General features: G+C 50.2%; 19 protein-coding genes. All 19 read left to right on the plus strand.

Annotated features, from left to right (window positions below; translation table 11 throughout):
* Positions 1 to 67: 67 nt before the first annotated feature.
* Positions 68 to 931 (plus strand): ester cyclase, encoded by an 864-nt coding sequence (locus tag AC1XUF_RS04105; protein ID WP_483340387.1) that lies wholly within the window; start codon positions 68 to 70, stop codon positions 929 to 931.
* A gap of 45 nt (positions 932 to 976) precedes the next feature.
* Positions 977 to 2,131: a nuclear transport factor 2 family protein gene (locus AC1XUF_RS04110; RefSeq protein ID WP_483340388.1), complete on the plus strand. Its 1,155-nt coding sequence runs from the start codon at positions 977 to 979 to the stop codon at positions 2,129 to 2,131.
* Between the two features lie 143 nt (positions 2,132 to 2,274).
* Positions 2,275 to 2,712, plus strand: a complete 438-nt coding sequence (locus AC1XUF_RS04115) for an ester cyclase (RefSeq protein ID WP_483340389.1) — start codon at positions 2,275 to 2,277, stop codon at positions 2,710 to 2,712.
* 67 nt (positions 2,713 to 2,779) lie between these two features.
* Complete coding sequence (locus AC1XUF_RS04120; RefSeq protein WP_483340390.1) at positions 2,780 to 3,607, plus strand: type 1 glutamine amidotransferase domain-containing protein; 828 nt, start codon at positions 2,780 to 2,782, stop codon at positions 3,605 to 3,607.
* The gene (locus AC1XUF_RS04125) at positions 3,570 to 5,306 is read left to right on the plus strand and encodes a thiamine pyrophosphate-binding protein (protein ID WP_483340391.1); all 1,737 of its coding nucleotides are present in this window, start codon (positions 3,570 to 3,572) and stop codon (positions 5,304 to 5,306) included. Before AC1XUF_RS04120 ends, AC1XUF_RS04125 begins: the two co-directional genes overlap by 38 nt.
* Positions 5,307 to 5,331: 25 nt before the next feature.
* Entirely contained in the window at positions 5,332 to 6,888 is a 1,557-nt protein-coding gene (locus AC1XUF_RS04130) for a GMC family oxidoreductase (protein ID WP_483340392.1), read from the plus strand.
* 33 nt (positions 6,889 to 6,921) lie between these two features.
* Positions 6,922 to 7,347: a hypothetical protein gene (locus AC1XUF_RS04135; RefSeq protein ID WP_483340393.1), complete on the plus strand. Its 426-nt coding sequence runs from the start codon at positions 6,922 to 6,924 to the stop codon at positions 7,345 to 7,347.
* Positions 7,348 to 7,383: 36 nt separating this feature from the next.
* Entirely contained in the window at positions 7,384 to 7,776 is a 393-nt protein-coding gene (locus AC1XUF_RS04140) for a nuclear transport factor 2 family protein (RefSeq protein ID WP_483340394.1), read from the plus strand.
* Positions 7,777 to 7,808: 32 nt separating this feature from the next.
* Positions 7,809 to 8,384, plus strand: a complete 576-nt coding sequence (locus AC1XUF_RS04145) for a DJ-1/PfpI family protein (RefSeq protein ID WP_483340395.1) — start codon at positions 7,809 to 7,811, stop codon at positions 8,382 to 8,384.
* Position 8,385: 1 nt separating this feature from the next.
* Positions 8,386 to 8,805: a VOC family protein gene (locus AC1XUF_RS04150; RefSeq protein WP_483340396.1), complete on the plus strand. Its 420-nt coding sequence runs from the start codon at positions 8,386 to 8,388 to the stop codon at positions 8,803 to 8,805.
* 236 nt (positions 8,806 to 9,041) lie between these two features.
* Complete coding sequence (locus AC1XUF_RS04155; RefSeq protein ID WP_483340397.1) at positions 9,042 to 10,865, plus strand: AGE family epimerase/isomerase; 1,824 nt, start codon at positions 9,042 to 9,044, stop codon at positions 10,863 to 10,865.
* Between the two features lie 46 nt (positions 10,866 to 10,911).
* A complete protein-coding gene (locus AC1XUF_RS04160) occupies positions 10,912 to 11,250 on the plus strand; it encodes an STAS domain-containing protein (RefSeq protein ID WP_483340398.1) in 339 nt (112 codons plus the stop codon).
* 3 nt (positions 11,251 to 11,253) lie between these two features.
* On the plus strand, positions 11,254 to 13,374 hold the full coding sequence (glgX, locus tag AC1XUF_RS04165) for a glycogen debranching protein GlgX (RefSeq protein WP_483340399.1): 2,121 nt from the start codon (positions 11,254 to 11,256) through the stop codon (positions 13,372 to 13,374).
* Between the two features lie 59 nt (positions 13,375 to 13,433).
* The gene (locus AC1XUF_RS04170) at positions 13,434 to 13,754 is read left to right on the plus strand and encodes an anti-sigma factor antagonist (protein WP_483340400.1); all 321 of its coding nucleotides are present in this window, start codon (positions 13,434 to 13,436) and stop codon (positions 13,752 to 13,754) included.
* 11 nt (positions 13,755 to 13,765) lie between these two features.
* Positions 13,766 to 14,191 (plus strand): ATP-binding protein, encoded by a 426-nt coding sequence (locus AC1XUF_RS04175; RefSeq protein WP_483340401.1) that lies wholly within the window; start codon positions 13,766 to 13,768, stop codon positions 14,189 to 14,191.
* 5 nt (positions 14,192 to 14,196) lie between these two features.
* On the plus strand, positions 14,197 to 17,364 hold the full coding sequence (locus tag AC1XUF_RS04180) for a WD40 repeat domain-containing protein (protein WP_483340402.1): 3,168 nt from the start codon (positions 14,197 to 14,199) through the stop codon (positions 17,362 to 17,364).
* Positions 17,365 to 17,367: 3 nt separating this feature from the next.
* On the plus strand, positions 17,368 to 19,998 hold the full coding sequence (locus AC1XUF_RS04185; RefSeq protein ID WP_483340403.1) for a TonB-dependent receptor plug domain-containing protein: 2,631 nt from the start codon (positions 17,368 to 17,370) through the stop codon (positions 19,996 to 19,998).
* A 47-nt stretch (positions 19,999 to 20,045) separates the two neighbouring features.
* The gene (locus AC1XUF_RS04190) at positions 20,046 to 20,603 is read left to right on the plus strand and encodes a GNAT family N-acetyltransferase (RefSeq protein WP_483340404.1); all 558 of its coding nucleotides are present in this window, start codon (positions 20,046 to 20,048) and stop codon (positions 20,601 to 20,603) included.
* On the plus strand, positions 20,600 to 23,437 hold the full coding sequence (locus AC1XUF_RS04195; protein WP_483340405.1) for a HEAT repeat domain-containing protein: 2,838 nt from the start codon (positions 20,600 to 20,602) through the stop codon (positions 23,435 to 23,437). Before AC1XUF_RS04190 ends, AC1XUF_RS04195 begins: the two co-directional genes overlap by 4 nt.
* The last annotated feature ends 12 nt before the right edge of the window (positions 23,438 to 23,449 follow it).

Consider the following 23,449-nt stretch of genomic DNA (forward strand, 5'->3'; position numbering starts at 1 on the left):
AAGGAAACGGCAGAAAATGCGCTTCCTGATCATTAATTAACACCTTCCACCGGTAAAGTTGAATCTCATGAATTCAAATAAGGTACTCTCAAGACGCTATTTTTATCAGATCATGAACGGGATGAATGAGCAGGTCGCTCACGAGATCCTTTCCGAGGACTTTGTCTTTACCTTGCCGACCCACCCCGAGCCGTTTCACGGTCCAGACGGTTTCATGGGCCTTGTACGCATGCTGCACGGTTCATTCCCTGATTTCTATATCAACCCGCAGGAAATGGTTGCCGGCGGCGATTGGGTGATTACACGATGGAGAGGAGGCGGCACGCATACCGGAGGCCCGCTACTGACAGTAAAAGGTAATGTAGAGGCTACAGGTAAATTTTTCGAGATAGACGGGATGACCTGGCATACCATCAGCGACGGTAAGATTACGGAGTCAATCGGACATGAAGATACGCTGGGCTTGATGTTGCAATTGGGCGTGTTACCATCCGAAGGAGCCGCTCCCGCACTCGATCTCGACCATCACCAAAAACTTGCTTCGAGGTATTTTGATGAAATCATGAGCCAGGGCAAACTGGACGTGGTGGAGGAGATTCTTGATCCTGAATTCGCGTTCATCATCCCTACGCAGCCTGAGCCGATAACCGGTTACGCCGCTTTTAAGGGCTTTGTTTCTTATTTGCGCAATGCTTTCCCGGACATTAAGTTCAGCGTGATGCGGCAAACTGCGGAAGGGAATAAAGTCGCTACCCGCTGGAACATAGAGGGAACACACCTCGGAGAATTCCTGGGCGCATCTCCGACCGGAAACCACGTCAAAGACTACGGTATTGATATTTTCACCATCAAAAACGGAAAAATTGCATCCGTTCACGTCAATGAAAACGACTTCGGACTGATGCAACAGCTGGGGGCTGTCCCGTCTTAACCGGGCAGTTGAAAATCATTAGAAATGCTCTAAAAAGGTCGGTTCATGGAAAGCGTTGAGGTCAGATATTTTCACATTGCCGATGGCGCGCTTCCGGAAGTTCCTGTTGTAGTCACCGATTTTGATACGGACCATGATGTCCTGGTGATCGCAAATGTGGGTTTATCCCGAAAGGATCTTCGGCTTTTTCAGCAGGACCGTGATACCGTGATCGGGCTTGGGGATGGGGAGAAGGAGCTGGCAATCCTGAAAAATGTGAATGCCCACGACCTGGATCCGACCTCTTTGCTGAAATCATTCTATAAAGCACTGTTAAATCATAATTTGGCCAAGGCACTAACGCTTTTAGCGGACGATGTGCTCTGGGAAGTAGCCGGACCAACGGACATCATGCCCTGGGCAGGAGTCTGGAAAGGGCCGGAGGGCGTCGCAAGGTTTTTTCTTTTACTCAACGAGGGGCTTGCTTTTGAAAAGCTCACACCAACCCGGTTCATAGCACAAGGCAACACGGTTGCTGTAGTGCTTGACGGGAGTGGGGAGTCGAGGTATGGAACGCCATTTAGCGGCGGGGTAGTCCATTGGGTAACTGTCAGGAATGGAAAGATCAGCCATTTGCAATATTACAGGGATACGTATCCGATCATCGAGGCGATTTACGGCGGCCGGCCGTTTACCGTGCACCCCAGTGCTATCGATTCGCATTACCGCGTGATCAAACCAATCCCGGCGCTGAGGAATACCGATAGCATTGTTTTCGAACCCATTGAGCCTGCTATCCCCAATCCGACGGTCAAAACGGTATTGGCGATGTATGCTGCTTTGCAAGGATTAAATGCCGCGGAAGTACGAAAAGTATTTGCCGAGAACGTAGTATGGGAAATGTTCGGCCCGGCAGACCTGATCGCATGGTCGGGAAAACGGATAGGCCCGGACGCGGCGATGGAATCGGCGAAGGAAATTATCAGGACTATGCAATTTGAACATTTCAAGGCGGTCAGGTTGATTCACCAGGGAGATACAGCAGCCATTGTGATCGACGAACCGGGTGCGTCGAAGGTTACAGGTCTGCCATTTCACACCAGCACTGTTCACATCGTAACCGCCAACGGGGACGGAAAAGTCACGCAGCTGACCAACTACGTCAACACAGCCTGGATCGTGGAAGCATTCCTGGGCGGGCGGCCGTTTACGGTCAACTAAGCGACTGGATTTTAGCCCTCAGCTTTCCGAACTGTATCCTTTCGTTTAAATGCCTGATAAATAGTGTATTAATGATCATTTTAAATAGAAAAAGCTGAAAGCCAACAGCTCGAGGCGATTATCCACCCTTTAATAAGAAAACCATGTCATTCACAGCAGAACAGAACAATGCGATCTGTATTGAATTTTTTGAAGCAGCCTGGAATACAGGCGTCGTAAGAGAAGATTTATTGTCGTCGGATGCGATCGATCATTCGCAGGTTGCCGGCAAAACCGTTTCTGAACCCGGATCCGGCAGCTTTAAAGGAATCATTGGCATGTTTCGCGGTGCGATGCCGGATGTCAAGCTGACGATCGAAGACCAGATTTATGTGGCCGACAAAGTGGTACACAGGTGGAGACTAAATGGCACCGATACCGGCGGCGTGATGGGTATGCCGCCTTCAGGAAAGCCCATTTCAATGTCGGGCACCACAACCGTCCGCATGCATGATGGAAAGATTGCCGAGCGCTGGGCCAATGTCGACGAACTGGGGCTGCTGCAGCAATTGGGTGTTGTACCACCTCCTCCCGGACACTGACGCTTAAAGAGACTTAAATCCTCCTCATAATCATATTCCTTCTCATTTCCCGAAAACCTGAAATGTTATGTCTAAAAAAATACTCGCCGTTTTATCGGAATACGGATACTGGGGCATTGAGCTCGTAGGCCCGCTCGAAAAACTGGAAGAAGCCGGTTACACCGTTGAATTTATCACACCGAAAGGGAAAAAAGCGGAAGCTTTGCCGCCCAGCTATGATACGACCTACGTAGACCCTCCGCTGGGCGTGTGCGTTACAACGCCGCTCGCAGCCGAAAAAGTGATCGCTTTCGAAAAGTCTAACCGGCTTGAAGACCGAATGAACCTTTCGGAGGTTATTCCTGAACGTCCGTTTTTCTCTGCTCCGGACTTTCTGCGGGCATTTGAAAAGTATTATGCGGATTTGAAAATTGCCCAGGAAAAATTGACCGAAGAGTATGCAGCTGTGTTCCTGGTTGGCGGGAGCGGCCCGATTGTGGATATGGTTAACAATCAGCGCGTTCATGACCTGATTTTGGGTTTTTATAAAAAGGGCCTGCCGGTTGCCGGTATATGCTACGGGGTTGCCCCGTTGGTTTTCGCCAGGGATTTCAACGAGCGCAGGCCAATCATCCGGGGCAAACATGTGACCGGTCACTGTATCGAATACGATTACCACGATGGTACCGGCTTCCTGCACACCGACCTGAACATGGGCGCACCGCCGTATGTATTGGAATACATCCTTTCCGATGCGGTTGGGCCGGAGGGGCAGTACCATGGAAATTTCGGAAAGGAAACCTCAGTGATTGTTGATTACCCATTTATTACAGCTCGTTCCCTGCAATGCTCGTTTGAATTTGGCGAACAATTTGTGAATGTTCTGGACAAAGGCCTCACGCGTTATGGCTGGTAAAACCGGAAATCAGAAGATCATCGAACAATTTCTGGCCGATGGCATGGACTTCATGTTCGGAAATCCCGGAACAGTGGAACAGGGTTTCCTGGATGCGCTGGCCGAATATCCGGAAATGAAATACATCCTGAGCCTGCAGGAAACCATTGCCGTCATGATGGGCGATGGTTATGCCCGGGCAACCCAAAAACCTGCATTGGTGCAGCTGCACAGTTCGCCGGGCATTGGCAATGCCGTGGGTGCGGTGTACCAGGCTAAAAGAGGACATGCGCCATTGGTTGTAATCGGGTCGGATGCCGGTGTGCGGTATATGAACATGGACGCGCAAATGGCTAATGACCTCGTAGGCATGATGGCGCCTGTAACCAAGTTTGCGACCATGGCTACCGATTCCAGGTCATTGTTAAGAACATTACGCCGGGCCGTGAAAATTGCGACCACGCCGCCGATGGGCCCTGTATATGTTTGTCTGCCTATGGACATCCTGGACGAGATCAATGAAGAGCCGGTATTTCCGAGCTGCACACCCTCGACACGTGTGTTGCCAGCCCCGGACCTGATCCGGCAATCGGCGGAAATCCTGCTGAACGCCGACAAGCCCATGATTTTCGTAGGTGACGGTATTGCTTACTCCGGTGCCATTGCAGAATTGACCAAAGTTGCAGAATTACTGGGTGCGGAAGTCCACGGCGTTGAGTTCGGCGACGTGGTGATGGACAATACCCATCCGCTTTACCAGGGTACCACCGGCCATATGTTCGGCTCATTCAGCTATCCGATCACTTCAAAAGGCGATGTGAACCTCATTGTAGGCACCTATATGATGCCCGAAGTTTTTCCGAACCTGGACGATATTTATGCCCCTGGTGCAAAAGTCATTCATTTTGATCTGAATGCTTATGAGATCGCGAAGAACCATCGGGTTGATCTGGGTGTGGTGAGCGATCCAAAGCTTTCCCTGGCAGCGCTTGCCGAGGCGATCGAAGCGATGATTTCGCCCGAGCAAATGTCGCTTGTGATCCAGCGTATAGTGGACATCGGTAATTTCAAAATAGAAAAAATTGCGCGCGAAAAGGAAATGGACGTTAAGCAGGAAGGCAAAAGTCCTTTGCATATGGCCCAGTTCGCCCGCGTGTTAGGCGAGAAAATCCATCACGGCCAAAGCATCATTTTCGACGAGGCGCTGACGAACTCCCCTGCGTTGAGCAGATACATCCCGCCGCAGTTTGCAGGGCAATACTTTACAACCCGGGGAGGCTCGCTGGGCGTAGGGTTTCCGGGGGCAATTGGTGCCAAGATCGCACATCCGGAAAAGACGGTCATTGGGTTTTCAGGGGATGGCGGAAGTATGTATACCATTCAAACCCTGTGGTCTGCTGTGCGGCATCAAACAGGTGCCAAGTTCGTGGTTTGCAATAATGGTTCTTATAAGCTCTTACAACTGAATATTGATCAATACTGGCAGGAAAGGGAAGTTGCCGCACACAATTATCCGCTCCCTTTTGACTTGTCGTATCCGGCTATCCGCTTTGATATCATGGCCCAGTCCATGGGTATGGATGCAGTAAGGGTTGAAAAAGAAGAAGAGATCTTACCGGCAATTGAAAGAATGCTGGCTGACGACAAACCGTTTCTGATCGATCTGGTGCTGGAAGGTGACCATCGGTCTGAGTGGGTAAAAGTGAATTGTTCGCATTGACTGTACAACAAACCTCCACATCAAGATGCTGAATAATCAGATTTACGATTATATCATTATTGGGGCCGGGGCTTCCGGCAGCGTATTGGCGAACCGTCTGAGCGCAGATCCGCAAAACCGGGTCCTGTTGATAGAAGCGGGTGGTACCGATCAGGTTCCCGCAATCAAAGATCCCGGCGGGTTCGTGAGCCTGTGGGGGTCAGAGCTGGATTGGAAACTGGAAACGACACGTCAGGAAGGGCTGGGGGGAAGGCAGATCGTTATCAATCAGGGTAGGGTGCTGGGTGGAAGCACTTCTGTCAATGCCATGATGTACGTCCGGGGAAATCCCGGGAATTTCGACCAATGGAGTGCATTGGGAGCCACTGGATGGGCTTTTAAGGACGTTTTGCCCTATTTCAGGAAATTGGAAAACTTTGAAAACGGCGCATCCGCATACCACGGGACGACCGGTGAATTAAGTATCAGGGATTGTCCTGATGACATGATGCGTTCGGAACATTTCCTGGTAGGTGCCACCGAGCTGGGTTTCGACGGACCCTATTGGGACTACAACGGGGAAAGGCAGGAAAACGGGGCTGGGTTACTTCAATTTCATATTGATAAAGAAAACAAACGAGAGAACGGTGTCTCGGCATTTCTGGACCCGGTAAGGGGTCGTAAGAACCTTGCGATGATCATTCACGGACAGGTTTCCAGGATTTTGATCCAGGATAAGAAAGCGTTCGGGATCGAATTTGAATCGGAAGGCAAAACCTGGCAGGCACTGGCTGAGAAAGAAGTAATTGTTTCGGCGGGTGCGCTGGCGTCTCCCAAGTTGCTTTTGCTCTCGGGCGTAGGACCAGCGAAAGCGCTGAAAGCCTTGGAGATTCCAGTCCACGCGGATCTGCCGGGGGTAGGCAAAAACTTACAGGATCATTTGCAGCTGCCGATGATCTTCCGGTCAAGAATTCCAATGCCGAATACCACGTTGCTGACTGGAAACGCACTTTTTGTTTGTACCAAAGAAGCAGGCGGGCTTGTTGACCTGCAGATCAACTTTACACCAAGTCTGCCGCAGCCACTGGCGCCGGTATTGCCGGATCTGGGTGGCCCGGTATGTATTTTTCTGCCGATCCTGGTTCAGCCGGAAAGTCGAGGAGAGGTAACGCTTCGCTCCAAAAATCCAATGGACGCACCGCTGGTCAACCCCAACTACCTGAATAAGGATTCTGATTTACAGGTGCTTGTGAAAGCGGTGTCGCTTGTCAGAAAGCTGGCCAACACCAACAAATTCCTCGAACTGAACGGCGGCGAAATGGTACCGGGTCCAGTGGCTGACCTTCCTGGATTTGTCAGAAGCCAATGTACTACGATATGGCATCCTGCAGGAACATGCAAGATCGGGCACGACGAAATGGCCGTGGTAGATCCCGCATTGAGAGTTCATGGAATTCAAAATCTGAGGGTGGCGGACGCTTCGGTGATGCCGACCGTGACCAGCGGAAATACAGTGGCCGCCTGCTTTATGATTGGCGAAAAAGCGGCGGATATGATCCTGGAACAACAACATACTTCGGCTGCGAGATCCGTCGCCAGTTGATTAATCTAAATTACTAACCTTAACTCAATCAAAATGTTAACGAAGGAAGCAATAGTGGAGCTGGCCGCAGACTGGTATAAAAAACTGGACGTCCATGTACCGATGGTTGAAGTGTTGCCGCTGCTCGCCGACGCTGAGCTGGAAATGGTATTCCCCGAGGCGACGGTTTATGGATATGCCGGATTCGAGGGCTGGTTTCAAAGGGTGATCCGGATCTTCTTTGATGAAGTCCATACGGTAAAAAGTGTTTCTGCGGAAATCGGGGGCGATAAGGCAGTTGTGAAGGTGGTCGTCCAGTGGGAAGCAAGTGTCTGGAACGCACCCGAACCATTCAGCAAACGCATCAAATGCGATGCTTTTCAGACCTGGGAAGTGAAGCTGAATGAAGCAGGAAAGGCGATCATAACCAAATACATCGTAGACGGACTGGAATACCACGAAGGCTCTGCGACCTTATAAAGCCACTTATCATACCACTTTATCCTTTAAAAGATCATGAAAAACGTACCTGATACCAAGCTGGGTAAGATGTACAGGGAGCATATCCAGCATATCCTGGACAAGAATATCGATGCCCTTTTAGACCAATACACCGACGATGCAACGCTCATCAGCAGTTTTTCCAAATCGCCGGTCGTCTATAAAGGCAGGGACCAGGTGAATGAGCATATGCAGGGGATACTGGGCATCGACGGTCTGGAAACAGAGGTCATTTTCTGGGCGGAAACTGAAAATCCCGAAACGCTGATGATCACCGAGCAGATCACCATGACCGTCGGCGGAGAACAAAGCGAAATGCGTTTTGCCGATAGCTGGGTGCTTCAAAACGGCCGGATTGCGATCCATTTTGCCGGGATGGTCCAGCATCCCGATGGAACACTTGCCTAAAACTACCATGCATTCCTAAACCCTCTGTTCACATGAAATTATCAGGAAAGAAAATCGGTATCCTGCTGGAAGCCGATTATTTTGAGAATGAGATCTTTTACTACAAGTTCCGTTTTCCCGAAGAAGGCGCTGAAATCCATTTCCTGAGCAGGCTGTGGGGACAGGACAAGCTTACTTTTCTCGGGCACGAATACCGTGCGCCGATGGATTGCTGGGAAACGTTCGAAAACATGAGCGACGAAGAATTGCGGACTTATGACGCGATCATTGTGCCATCCGGCATGGTTTCCGACCGGTTGCGCTATACCGAAGATGTGGAGAAAATCCCGCCGGCCACAGCGTTCCTAAAACGTGTGTTTGCCGAGCCGGACATATTGAAAGGTATTATTTGTCATGGATTATGGCTGGTAGCGCCGGCTACAGAGCTGGTTAAAGGCCGAAAACTGGTGTGCCACAATAACCTGATCGGTGACGCCAGGGCCTACGGAGCGATTTACACCAATGAAGACGTGGTGGTGGACGGCGACCTGATCACCGGAAGATCGGGAGGACATGCGCACCTGTTCGCGAAGAAAATCATTGAAACCCTTTCAGTTAATCCGAATTGATATGGAAACGACCTTTTTCCATCTGGCACTTACAGTGAAAAACCTTGCAAAGTTTGAATCCTTTTACGCGCAGCATTTTGGTTTTCAACGTGCAAGAACGATCAGTCTGGGTGATGATGCCGAACTGGTTTTTCTTAAAAATGGCGACAACTTCTATTTCGAAGTGTTCCCACCCGAGGAGGAAAGGCCGTGCCCGATGTCGGAAGCCGACGGTCCACACTATCCGGGGCTGCGCCATATCGCTTTTTCCGTAAAAGACGTTGATGCAAAGATCGAATCCATGGGCGAGGATGCGGTGATCACCCTTGGCCCGCTGCATTTCGACGATGTGATCGAAGGCTGGAAAACGGTCTGGCTGAAAGATCCCGAAGGGAACATTATCGAGATCACACAGGGGTATAAGGACGCTGTGTCTCCCTGAGGACAGGGAAGGTAAGCGGTTGTCCCGGTGCGCTGCACCTAAATGTTCAGCCTGTTCATGCCTTAACTAAAAGTCTTTTGGTGCTATGCACCAGGTGTATGCCAAGGCGCGGAGCGCCGAAAGACTTGTAGCCAAAAATTTTCAACCGAAGCCGAGGTGCAGCGCACCGAAAGATTTCGAAGCGCTGCGGCGGTAACATTCCAGATCAAACATTTAACCACCTTAACCATTCAAGCATGAATGTCAATTTCACTTTTTCAGATACCATTGCTGGTTATATCACTGGATACCATGCGCAGGAGCGCTGGTTTACATTGGAAACTTCGGATAAAAGGCCTTTCAGGATAAACCTGATCGCTTCGACCTACGCACGCAGCGTACAGAACCTGACCGAGGGCTGGCAGGATCCCGGGGACATAGGGCCGTTCCTCTCGACCAATGGGCAGTACGTTTTCGCGTACGGCACATTTTATCCCAATGCAGGCGCAGAGGAAGCGACATTCGAAGCGCAGCAATTGATCTTTCCGGGTAAATCGCCCAGCGTTTATCGCCACGAAGAGCAGAACTGGTGGATCACGCAGATCAGTTCCATCGCTTCCAGCTATCTGAAATGGCAGTTTGATTATCCCAAAGAGGAGATCAACTACAAGAATTACCGTACCATGCTGCATTTGGGAGGTTCCAAAAAAGGCGATTATCTGCAGGAAACAGACACGATTTCCCGAATGGTTTATGGATTTGCCTCGGCTTATCTTTTGACAGGGAAAGACGAATTCCTCGAAGGTGCGGAACTAGGCACCGAGTACCTGCGCGACCACATGCGTTTTTTCGACAAAGACGATGATCTGGTTTACTGGTACCACGGGCTCAAAGTAGAGGGACAAAAAGAAACAAAGTTGTTGACCTCCGAGTTCGGCGACGACCTCGATTCACTGCCCATGTACGAGCAGATCTACGCGTTGGCAGGTCCGACCCAGACCTACCGTATCACCGGCGACCAGCGCATCCGGGACGATATCGACAAAACCATCGATCTTTTCGAAAAATATTTCAAAGACCCCAATGGCGTAGGGTACTACTCTCACCTGCACCCCATTACATTGGATGCGCACGAGGAATCACTGGCGCACAACAAGGCCCGGAAAAACTGGAACTCTGTGGGTGACCACGCCCCGGCCTACCTGATCAACTTGTACCTGGCGAGCGGCGAGAAAAAGCATGCCGATTTTCTGGAATACACTTTTGATACCATCACCAAATATTTCCCCGACTACGAAAACAGCCCGTTTGTACAGGAGAAATTTTTCGAAGACTGGAGTAAAGACCAAACCTGGGGCTGGCAGCAAAACCGGGCAGTAGTAGGCCATAACCTCAAAATTGCCTGGAACCTCATCCGCCAGCAGTCATTGACCCCGAAAGAGGAGTACCTGGCTTTTGCCAAGAAAATTGCCGAGTTAATGCCGGCTGCCGGCTCCGACCAGCAACGCGGCGGGTGGTACGATGTGGTGGAAAGGGTAACGAAAACCGGTGGCAAACACCAGTTTGTGTGGCATGACCGCAAAGCCTGGTGGCAGCAGGAGCAGGCAATTCTAGCCTACCTGATCATGTATGGGGTTTTGGGTGATAAAGAATACGAAAAACAAGCCAGGGAAGCAGCTGCATTCTACAACGCGTTCTTCCTGGACAATGACGATGGCGGTGTATACTTCAACGTGCTGAGTAACGGTATGCCTTATCTGCTGGGCACGGAACGTTTCAAGGGAAGCCACTCGATGAGTGCCTATCATAGTACCGAATTGTGCTATCTGTCAGCGGTTTATATCAATTTGCTGATCACCAAACAGCCTACTTATTTCTATTTCAAACCATATCCGAATGGTTGGAAAGACAATATCCTGAGGGTTTCCCCGGATATCCTGCCGCAGGGAAGCATTTTCATCAGCGAGGTATGGATAGACGACCAGCCTTATGCCAATTTCGATGCACAGGGACTTACCGTGAAACTTCCCGAAACAGAAGAACGCCTCCGCGTGAAAGTATTGATCAGCCCGGCGCTATAAGGACCGTAAAACAAAGCTAACCGCTAACTGCTAAAAGCTAAATAACATGAAAGTAACGATTACGGACCACGAGGAAATAACCGTTGTTGAGGTCACAGGGGATATCGACAGCAAGACCGCACCCGAGTTTGAAAGGAACGCCAGACTGGCTACGGAGAAAAGTCAGCATATCGCCATTGATCTCACCGAGGTTGAGTTTATGTCGAGTGCCGGACTACGTGTATTGCTGATGGTTTACAGGAATATCAAGGCGCAAAATGGCAAAGTCATGCTGGTAGGCGTGTCCGAAGACATTCAGGATGTGATGTCAACAACCGGGTTTATCAACTTTTTCACGATCGTGGGGACATTGGATGAAGCACTCGTCAATCTAAAACAGGACTAGTCCATGGCAACAGACATCAGGATTGATTATTATCCGACTCACGAGCAGCAGGGGATTAAGTTCAGGCGCGGGCATGCCTTGCCCTTCGGCGCGACAATGGTACCGAACGGGATCAACTTCAGTATTTATTCCAGCGAAGCGATTGATTGCACACTGGTTTTGTTTGAACGGGGCGAAAGCGCCCCTTTTGCCGAAATCCGTTTTCCTGAGGAATTCAGGACCGGGAACGTGTACGCTATGATCGTGTTCGACCTCGATTATGAGCGGCTGGAGTACGGTTACCGCATGGACGGACCATTTAAGCCTGAGGAAGGCCATCGTTTTGACAAAAGTATTATTCTCAGCGATCCTTACGCCAAAGCCATCGGCGGAAGGGACAGCTGGCTGGCGACACCCAATTGGGATAACATTTATCCTTACCGATCCAGACTGGTTTTTGAGGATTTCGACTGGGAAAACGACCACCCGCTTGAAACGCCGATCGAAGACCTGGTGATCTATGAAATGCACGTAAGGGGTTTTACGCAGCACCCGTCATCCAACGTGAAGAACCCCGGAACGTTCGCGGCGATCCGCAGCAAAATTGCGTACCTGAAAGACCTCGGCATCAATTGCGTAGAACTCATGCCGATCTATGAATTTGACGAATGGGAAAACAGCAAGGAAAACCCGGTTACCGGTGGGCTGATCGTCAATTTCTGGGGCTACAGCACGGTTAATTTTTTCTCACCCAAAGCCGGTTATGCCGCTACGGGGAAATTCGGGATGCAGGTCGACGAGCTGAAAACCATGGTGAAGGAACTGCATAAAAATGGTATCGAGGTGATGCTGGACGTGGTTTTTAACCATACCGCCGAAGGCGACCACCGCGGACATACCATTTCTTTCCGTGGCATCGACAACAAGACCTACTACATGCTCACCCCAGAAGGTTACTATTTCAATTTTTCAGGAACAGGAAATACACTGAACTGCAACAATCCGGTGGTCAGAAATATGGTGTTGGATTGTTTAAGGTACTGGGCTGCGGACTACCATATCGACGGCTTTCGTTTTGACCTGGCCGCAATTTTAGGCCGTGACCAAAATGGGGCGCCGTTGAGCAATCCGCCACTTCTGGAATCCTTGGCTTATGACCCGATCCTGGCCAAATGCAAGCTGGTAGCTGAGGCATGGGATGCAGGAGGTTTGTACCAGGTAGGCTCATTTCCTGCTTACGGCCGCTGGGCCGAATGGAATGGGAAGTACCGCGATTCGATCCGCAAGTTTTTGAAAGGAGACGAAGGATTGGTAGGCGAAATGGCGCAATGCATCCAGGGGTGGCCCGATCTGTATTTCTACCGAGGCCCCACAGCAAGTATCAATTTCATTGCCTGTCACGATGGCTTCACGCTTTATGACCTTTTTGCCTACAATGGAAAGCACAACGAGGCGAATGGGGAAAATAACAATGATGGCGGCAATGACAATCATTCCTGGAATTGCGGGGTGGAGGGCGAAACGGACGATCCGTATATTAACCAGCTGCGTCACAAGCAGATCAAGAATGCATTGTCGATCCTGATGGTAAGCCAGGGAGTCCCAATGATCCTTTCGGGTGATGAAATGGGGGTGACGAAACATGGTAACAACAACACCTATTGCCACGACAACGAGCTGAATTGGGTGGATTGGAACCTGCTGGAACAAAATGCGGACATCTACAATTTCGCCAAACACATGACCAGGTTCCGCCGGGCACATCCCGTGCTGAGAAGCAGGACGCACTTTCAGCACAGGGATTACATGGGCAGCGGTTATCCGGATATCAGTTTCCACGGCACACAGGCATGGCACGCCGACTTCGCGCCATCCAGCCGATGCCTCGCGGTCATGCTCGACGGTGCCCATGCAAAAGGCGGGACCATTGTCGACGATTCGGTTTATATCGCCATGAATTCCTATTGGGACGCGCTTTATTATGAGCTTCCGATATTGCCCAACGGAAGAAGCTGGCATTTGGCTGTCAATACGGATATGCCTTCCGGGCAGGACATTTATGAAATCGGTAAAGAGCCGAGGCTCGACGATCAGGGGAGATTCCTGGTGGGGGGAAGGGCTACGGTTATTCTGATTGGGAAGTAATAAGTAGTAAAAGGTCAAGGCGCTTCAGAGCATTTTCAAATTAAAAAAACATCATCATCATGGCATTTCAAATAGAATCAGTAGTAGAAGATAATGTGGCAAAACTCACCTTGCACGGTGAACTGGATTCACTTTCAGCAAGGGTTTTTCAAACTGAAATTGAAAAAATAGCGAATCAACCTATTGATGCATTGGTACTCGATATGGAAGATCTTAGCTTTATGTCATCCGCCGGTCTCAGGGTTCTGATTTATTCAAAACAGAAAATAGGTCCGAAACTTTCCATTTTTATTGTAAAACCACAGGAACTGATTGTAGATACCCTTGAAAAAACAGGTTTACAACACAGCGTCACCATCGTAGATCAGTATCCTGTTTAACGTCCGCCATCATGGAATCGAAAAGTTTTCCTGGAAATGTTGATTCCTTGGATTCGCTTCGGGAATACATAGGTGAGCTTGCCCAAAAAGCCGGCTTGGCAAAAAAACCGACTTATAGCCTGAAACTGGCTGTTGACGAGATCGCTACCAATATCATTTTATATGGTTATCAAGGTGCTGGTATTGAGGCGGATTTCAAGGTTTTGAGCGAAATTACCAGTCAGGAACTCATCGTCATCCTTGAAGATATTGCGGCGCCATTTGACCCGCTTGCCAAAGAACTGCCCGGTGAAGAGCACCTCAGTAAATCGCTGGAAGACCGGGATATCGGAGGGCTAGGTATCTTCCTGACCATCAAAGGTGTAGACGAGTTCTCTTACGAGTACCTCGATGGAAAGAACCGCAATAAGTTTCTGATGAAAATTGCCGCGACCTGAAAATTATGGTTGATCATGCAATGCTTTCCAATCCATTTCCAGGCCTGCGAAGTTATGAGTATGAAGATCATGCTCTATTCTTCGGCAGGGAAGCACATATCCGCGAATTAAAAAACAAGCTGCTCGGTGGCCGGTTTCTGGCATTGATCGGCTCGTCGGGCAGTGGAAAATCATCTCTGATTAAAGCAGGCCTGATCCCTTCTCTCGAGCAGAGCGAGGGCGTGAACCGCTGGGAGGTTGTCGTTTTCAGGCCGGGCGGGAACCCGGTCAGGAATTTTGTGGCAGCATTGAAAACCGCATTGAGAAGGGACGACCCCGCATGGGAAACCCGCGACCCCCTGGCGGTTGAAAAGGAATTGTATGCCAACCCCAAAGCTGCCCTGGCATTGCTGCCGAAAGGGGACAATCGTCATGTACTGCTTGTCATCGACCAGTTCGAAGAGCTTTTCAGATACGAACTTGCCGATGATGTTTTGGGAAAAGGCAGGACGCAGTCTTTCGTGAATCTGCTCCTTACGCTGATCAATCAGCACGATTTCCCAGTTCATGCGGTCATTACCATGCGCTCGGACTATCTCGACCATTGTACCGAATTCAACGGCCTTACCGAGGTGATCAACAAAGGCTACTACTTGTTGCCCAAGATGAGCACGGAGGAAGTGGAGCAGGTCATTGTCGGACCGATTGAAACGTCTGGCACAACCATTGAGCCCGAATTAGTCAGCGGGCTACTGAAAGAACTGGCCGAAAACCCTGATTTCCTGCCCATTCTGCAGCACGCGCTGATGCGAACCTGGGACCGGTGGCGATCGACCAAACCTGCTTCATCGCCGGTTGCCTATGCCGACTACGAGGCGATCGGCACCATGAAAGAAGCGATTACCCGGCATGCAGAGGAAATTTACACGCAAAGGCTTGACGAAAAAAGGAGGAATGCGGCAGCCAAGCTTTTCAAATCCCTGATTGTCCTGGGGCCTAGCGATACTTCTTCCCTGCATCCAACAGCCTTGCACGAAATCATTCAGATTACCGGCATGCCCGATTACCTGCTGATCGACGTGATCATGATCTTCAGGGAAAACGGCGTATCGATCCTCACGCCCAAGCCTGGTGTGAAGATCGATCACGACTCGATTATCGACGTCTCCGTTGAAAAAGTCCTGACATTCTGGGACCGCTGCGGAAAGTGGATCGGGGAAGAGCTGGAATCGGCCAAGCTGTACAAGCAGCTGAGCTATTCAGCCGCGCAGTACCAGGAGGGGCGTACGGGCCTATGGATTAACCCCGAACTGCAAATGGGCCTGAAATGGCTGAAAGAAAGCGAGCCGACATTGGAATGGGCGCAACGCTATGATCCATTTTTCGAACGGGCCATCAACTTTCTCGACTACTCCAAGAGTCAATATGAACTGGAAGTAAGGCAAAAGGAGGACAGGCAGAAAAGGGAATTGCGCAAAGCCCGGATTTTTGCGTCGGTACTGGGGATCAGCTCACTGGTTTCGCTTTTGTTCCTGATCGTCGCGTTGGTGCTCAGGACACAGGCAAAGCAAAGCGAGAAGACGGCATTGGAAAAGGAAAGCCTTGCCCTGGAAGAAAGGAAAAGAGCGGAGGATCAGACGAAGGAGGCCATTTCTCAAAAGAAAATCGCCGAGCAGCAAGGTACATTCGCGGAACTTCAGAAGGCTTTGACCGAGGAACAGAAAGCCATTGCGGTAAGCGAACAGGAAAAAGCGGTGAAGGAAAGCATTGCGGCCAAAGCGGCAAGGCAGGTTGCGGAAGAACAAAAGCTGCAGGCCGATAACGCCAGACGGGCCGCGGTGCAGTCGCAAAAGGAGACGGAAGTTCAAAAAGAGTACGCAGTAAGCGCTCAGAAAGAGTCGGACAGGCAGAAAGTGTATGCACAAGCGGCGCAAAAGGAAGCGGAGAGTTCCAGGAATGACGCATTGAAACAACGGTCCAAAGCGGTAGCCAGGTTTATTGCGATCCAATCGTTTCAAATGCCGCCAGGAGATGAGCTGGCAGCTCTGCTGGCTTTGAAAGCATATGATTTTAACATCAGAAACGGCGGAGAACGCGAAAATCCGGACATATTTAACGCGCTTTCGAAAGCGGCGGGAGCCAAAGCGACTATGATCGCCCATAATGACATTGTGCGTGTCGTGGCCGAGCCCCAATCCGGAAACGGACTTTTTGCGACAGGCGGTGACGACGGCACAGTAAGCCTTTGGAACTACCTCGCGCCGACGGCCAGGCCGCTGGTATTCCGGAACCCCCGGCAGACATTCAAAAGTATCCGTTCGCTGGCTTTCATGCCGGACGGCAAAACCATTTTTACGGGCTCGTCCAATGGTCAGATCGTGCGCTGGGACAACCTGGCAGCCGGTAGCGCGCCCACGAAAACGCTTGTTGGTCATGACGGGATTGTTTTTTCGATGGCGGTCAGAAACATCGGTAACAAGCCATACCTGATATCGGCTAGCTCGGCCGGACAATTGAGGGTCTGGGATATCAGCGATAAAAAGCTTGAAGTACTCAAAAATGTGGATCTCGGCTCGGAAGTGGCTTGCGCGGAAACGTCGGCGGACGGGCATTATATGTTTTTTGGGACCGGAAACGGCAAGCTGATCCGTGTGGACCTGACCCAACTTGAATCGAAACCGGTTGAATACAATTTTACCAGCTTGCGCGGTAGGCTGATTTCGCTGGCCCTGACCCCGGATCAAAGATATCTGTATTTCGGTACGAGCTCGGGCATGCTGTATCATGCACGCTTAACCAACGACGAGCCCGTGGTGAATTCGCTCAATGGGACGCAGGGGACCCATACTTCCGGTATCACCAGGATCGCTTTCGCTCCCGATGGGAGTCGCATTGCCACAGCCTGTTACGATTGGAAAATCCGCATATGGAGCACAAAAGAAGATCTGTCGAAACAGCAGCCCGTCGTGTTGGGCGACTTTGATTACTGGGTGATGGACATTCAGTTTACGCGGGACGGGAACAAACTGCTTGCCGCAGGCGCGGACAAAACAGTCAGGATCTGGGACATTAACTCGGCCGATCTGTTCGCAGAGGTTTCGAAAAAAGCAAAGAGAGAACTGACGGAGGAAGAATGGGACCAGTACATCGGGAAGGACATTCCCTATGAAAAATTGTCCCGAAATATCAGATAACCCATGATGAGAAAATCGATACTGCTCTTTTTCATAATCATCCTGGCCTGCGCCGGCAACCTCTGCGCTGCCCAGGATGATTGCGACCCGTCCGTGATCCTTCCCGAAGCAGACAGAAGTTACCGTACCGGTCATTTTGATGAAGTATTTCAGCTATTGAGCCCTTGCCTCAAAACGAAATTTTCGCCCAATGCGCAGGTCCAGGGTTATAAGATCATTGCGCTGACTTACCTGGCCCTGGATTCTCTTCCCCAGGCTGCGACGGCGGTGAGAAACCTGCTGGTGGCCAACCAAAACTACGAGCCAGAATATTCGTCCCTTCCCCAGTTCAAAGATCTGGTGACCCAGCAGAAAGACCTGATGGACCGGATTATCCAGATCACTTCGGTGTCCAAAAAAGCGGAAAACGTGCTGAAAGTTCCGGCCACAGTTACCGTCCTGACGCATTCGGACATTGTTAAAAGAGGTTATAAGGACCTGACCCAAATGCTGAGCGACATTCCTGGCTTTGATGTGATCAGAGGGAACGGGCCTTCTTATGTGACTTTTTACCAGCGAGGTTACCGGTCCACGTCCAATGACAGGACGATCCTTTTGGTGGATGGCGTGGAAGAAAATGACCTCAATTCGGACAATATCCCCATTTCCCGGCAATATGCGCTATCGGACATCGAGCGGGTGGAGGTGATTTACGGGCCCGCGTCCACCATGTACGGCGCCAATGCTTTTATGGGGGTGATCAACCTGATCACCAAAAGGTATCTCGACAAAGAAATGCCGGAGGGAAAGAAGGTGGATGTTTCGGGCAATGGCCAGATCAGGTACGGTTCATTAAATACGAGGATCGTCGATGGCGTGGTTACGGTCCGGACCAAAGACATTGCGGTGTCTGTTACATCCCGTTATTTTTCGTCCAGCGAACTGGATAACAGCAAATATCCCGAGTGGAATTATGACCCCCGTACAGCCGATGATTACCCTACCCAGCAAAGCATCAGTGGAGCCGCCGCGCAGACCTACATTACCAATAACAAGCTGACCACACTGTTCCCCAACAGCGATCTTTACCGGATCGGATACGATGCAAACGGGGCGGCCAATGCACTGAGCCTGACGACCGCAGGAAAGGCGAAGGCTGCTGAACTGGACAATATGTACCTTTTCCAGACCCATGTGAATGGCCAGCCGGTCGGCTACAACGACGATTCCAGAAATTTTTTCGTCAGGGCAAAAGTGGAATTCAAAGATTTCATGATTTCGTTCATGAACTGGAAAACCGACGAAGGCGCTACGCCATGGTATACCAATAAATCGCGGATCGTAACAGCAGACCTGTCGCGCTGGGTGGCCAATAATAAGGCTTTTTCGCTGACCTACAACAAGTTCATCTCCGACAAAGTCCAGATACTGAACCTGACTTCCTATCGTCTGCACGAATTGAACGGGTCCACCAATCTTCCGACGTACCGTGGTTATTTCAATGGAAGCTACGGGGTGATCGATTTGCTGAATGCGCGCAAACCAACGTATGCGGTACCTTACTGGTACCGGGTATCCAATCAGCTGCGAAACGAGTTCCGGATTTTGTGGACACCTACCCCAAAAATGGATATCAACAGCGGTTTGGAAATCCGTAACAGCATTATCCAGGCGAACTACATTACTTCATCGGTCGAGGGCGCCGATGAATCGGGGCGACCCGACTCCACCTTGGCCGGAGGCGATAATTTCAGGGTTTATGACATTGGAATATTCAGCCAGGGCACCTACAACTGGACGGAAAGTCTCAAAATGGTACTGGCTTCGAGGCTGGACTACAATCAGATACGTACGAACGGCGGTTATGGCTTTGTTTTCAATCCCCGCGTCAGCCTCATTTACTCGAAAGGGAAATTTGTATTCAAAGGGATTTATACCGAGGCTTTTAAGGACGCATCTTATTTGCAAAAGTATGCGACGACTCGGGAGAGGATGCTCAATAATCCCACACTTCAGCCAGAGCGCGTCAAAAACCTTGAAGGCAGCGTTTCTGTACGTTTCAGCAAAGCGTTGTCATTCAATGTAGCAGGTTATGTTGCCAATTACAGCAACGCAGTAGGCCTGGCAGCGGCGGTAACGCCGGCGGGTGTTGCTACCACGCAGTTTCAGGCATTGGGCAAGCAGCGGATCATTGGCGCGCAATCCGAAGCGCGCTACGAAGTGAAAGGCTTGAACGTCTGGGGGAATTTTACCTACAGCAACCCGCGGGACCTGAGCAAAGTGGAGGGGAAAAAGATACCGGTGAGTGATATTGCGCCATGGTCGGCCAATCTCGGGGCGATTTATGAGCCGGTCAGGGAGCTCAGTATCAGTGTTACCAATAATTATATCAGCGCCAGAAAGTCGGGCGCAGGGACATCGGGCAGCAGCAATCCCATTACTCGTTTTCCGGCGATCTACCTGCTGAATTCCGCAGTTACCTATCATCACATACTGAATGTCATCAGTTTGCAACTTCAGGTATCCAATATTTTAAACAAGGAATACTTCGTTCCGGGAATCCGAGCAGCCGAGGGCGTTACTTCCGCTTCGAGGTATCCGCAGGAGAGAAGGGTTTTCTCGATCGGGCTGCTGATCGATACAAACAGGAAATGATCATGGTAACGGATATGAATGCAGTGAAATTAAAAACGCCTCTCGTCATGGAAACAAGGTTTGAAATCGGGAATGCGGAATTTCTGCTGACGAAGCTGGAATATCCCGAAAGGCTGGATGAAATGGGGGAACTCCGGGTGCTGGCCTGGAAAGAGGAGGAGGGGATCAGCAAAGCCTTTTTTTCTCATCAAACCTGGCTCGACGAGGACGACCTGCGCGCCCACCATTGGGTAATCATTCACAACAGGAAAATGGTGGCAGCCGCCCGGCTGAGCTTTCACAAAGAATACAATACTGTCCCGCATGCGGATTTGTTCGATGAGGCCTTGCTCGAAGGATTTAGCAAAGGGCCTTACGCTTCATTAAACCGGCTGGTGGTGGCGCCTGCGTATCGGGGAAATGGATTTTCGGCTTTGCTGGATCAGGTGCGGATTTCCTTCGCCGAGGAGCAAGGGATCAAAGCGATCATTGCACAGCCGGTCGCCTCACGGATCAAACCCCTGCAGAACCTGGGGTTTGTTTATCTGGGCAAGATCAAGCCGTTACATCAGATGCCCGAACGTCAGATTTATTTCATGATTAAAGAAATAGGAGGGGAAGCGTGAAGAAATTCAGGAACATATCGCGGGTGCTCAACATCAGGAAGGACGAGGAAGGCCTCGTAAGCCTGCTGATGGCCTATTCCTTTTTTATGGGCGGGGCAACGGCATTGTTCTATACGGTCGTAGCGTCTTCTTTTCTGGTCAGTTTCGACAGGCTGATATTGCCCCAGGTGTATGTGGCAGGAGGGATTTTTATTTATGTGCTTGGACTTGCGGTGACCCGCCTGCAAAAGAAAATGGCGTTCGACCGGCTGGCCGAAAATATGCTGCTTTTCCTAATTATTTCCATTGCGTCGTTTCTCCTGACTTACCACCTGACCGGAAGCAAATGGGTGTTTTTTGTGCTTTTTATCTGGAACCGGGTGTTCGTCTTGGTCTATGGGGTGACGTTCTGGGCAGTTGTTGTGAAGCTGTTTAATTTCCAGCAATCCAAAAGACTGGCCTCGCTGATCAATACGGGCGATGTGTTTTCTTCGGTGATCATGTACCTGGCCGTGCCGGGCCTACTTAAAATTTTCCAGATCGATGCCCTTCTGATCATCGCTGTGGGCTTTCTGATCGTCTGCGGCATACTGCTCAGGCAGATCCACAAACGGTATGTGACTTCGGAACATCTGGAAAACGTGGCTGGCAGTACTTCCTCCCGGCAGCTGGAAGGGAATGTTGTGAACCCTGCTTATTATCGAAATATCTTCATATTGGCACTGCTGCCTGTTTTTGCACTGTTTTATGTCGAGTATATTTTCTTTACAGAGTCAAGAAATATATTTCCAAACAAGGAATCCCTGGCCAGTTTTCTGGGTGTTTTCTTTGGCATATGCGCCATTCTTGAATTTTTCATCAAGACATTCCTGTACAACAGGTTAATCAGTAAGTACGGGTTAAGGATCGGACTATTGAGCCTCCCGTTGAGTCTCGTTTTTAGCTTTGCTGTTTCGGTTATTTATGGTTTAGGCTACGATACGGCTGCCATTTTCTTTGCCTGCGTCGCGCTTTCGCGTTTTTTTCTGAGCGCGGTACGAAAGGCGGTAGCCGAGCCAGCCTACCAGGTTTTATACCAGCCCATCCAGGCAAAATTTCGTTTGAACATTCAGGGGAGGATAGAAGGCCGTGCCAAAGCAATGGGCGGGCTGATTGCCGGTGTGCTGCTGTTGGCGCTGGTTAATCTTTCTCTGCTCGACGCACTGCAGCTTTCCATTGTATTCCTCGTGGTTGCCCTGTGCTGGACGGCGGCGGCTTTTATCGGACAAAATTCCTATAAAAAAATGGTGCGGGGAAAGGTTTTCCAGTTTCCCGACAATCCGGCAAAAACTAATTCCTACAAGCCTCAGCACAAGGTATCTGAGCAAACATTTGAATTGTTGACCGACCAGGTTTTTTCCAAAAATAAGGAGGAAAGGATGGAAGCTGTCTTCGGATTAGGTGCGTCGAATCGTTTTTCGTCCTATAAATACCTTATACCGCTTTTACAGGACCCCGACGGCGAGGTGAGAAAAGCGGCGATTTACATCGCGGGTGAGCTGAAGCGGCCCGAGCTTTGGCCCTACCTGATAGAGCAAATGGACATCGACAGGTATTATTCCGTGGCGTTCAATGCCCTTTGCAAATCGGGTACGCCTCTGCTGAGATATATTGAAAAATCCTTCCTGAGCAACCATGAAAGCCGATACCGGCAACTTCATCTGCTCAAAATCGTCGAAGATATAGGAGGTGAAGATGCAGTCCGGTTTTTGCGGCGTAACCTCGGAAATCCCAATCGTTTTGTGAAGGACAAAGTCCTGGATGCGCTCAGGAACCTGGGTTACTGCTGCAACAGCACAGAACGGATTTATCTGCTAGACGAACTGGACGAGCATCTGAAAACATTTGCCTGGCTCCTTGCAGCGCAATATGACCTGGTCGAAGAGAATGGGCACGATACCGAACTGATGCAGAGCCTCGAAAGGGAAAAGCAACGGATCATCCTGAAAGCGTTCACTGTTCTGGAAGTAATATATGGTTCCAGATTTCGGGCGGTTAAGCTGCTTCACGGCGAGCAGGCCACCGATGCGCGGGATTATCTGGCAGAGATAGCCGATCTCTTGCTGCCGGAGAATGTCAAGAATAAGATCCTTCCTTATCTGGACAGCGACTCCCTGGATGAAATGCGCAACCGTTACAGCGAGTTCTTTCCGCAGGCCCGGTTATCGGCAGAGGAGCGTTTAAAGGATATTGTCAACAAAGATTACACCCGCGTTTCCAGGTGGACAAAGGCCGTGGCGATTAGTGAACTGCGGCACGCATCGGCTGAAAGTGTGACGCCCGTCCTGGTTGCGAATGCTGTTTCGCGGTCAAAAGTGATTTCTCAAACGGCATTTTATATTCTCAGGATCGTCAACCCCCACAGGTTTCGCTCGCTGATGGAAGTGATGGTGCGGGACAACGACCAGTTCCATCTTCAGATCATGAAACCGCTGGAATGGCTCTCGACTGAAGAAGATTTGTTGATTTCCAAGCTGAGGAGACTCCGTGAAACGCCTGTATTGGGTGGCTTACTCAATGGGGAGCTGCAAAAAATCCTGCTGAACTCCGCCTATTTCCAGGAAGAAGCCGGCGCAGTTATCGACCTGAGGAAGCATACCAATGTGTCTGACATTTCCTTGCTGGTCACCTACGGAAAGCTATTTTTTTCAAAAGCAGGCGGAATCGGGCCGGGCGAGATCAGGAGCGTCAGTGAACTGAAAGCGATGGGCGTAGCCTTGATACCGAATGTTCTGGAAAATACTGAATTCTATATCATTGAAAATTACCTGTTAAGAGATCTTAATATCACGCAAAATGCGGCGGAAAGCTTCTAGGTTCAATCATAT

The organism is Dyadobacter sp. HNCC25DJ185 (assembly GCF_056895195.1).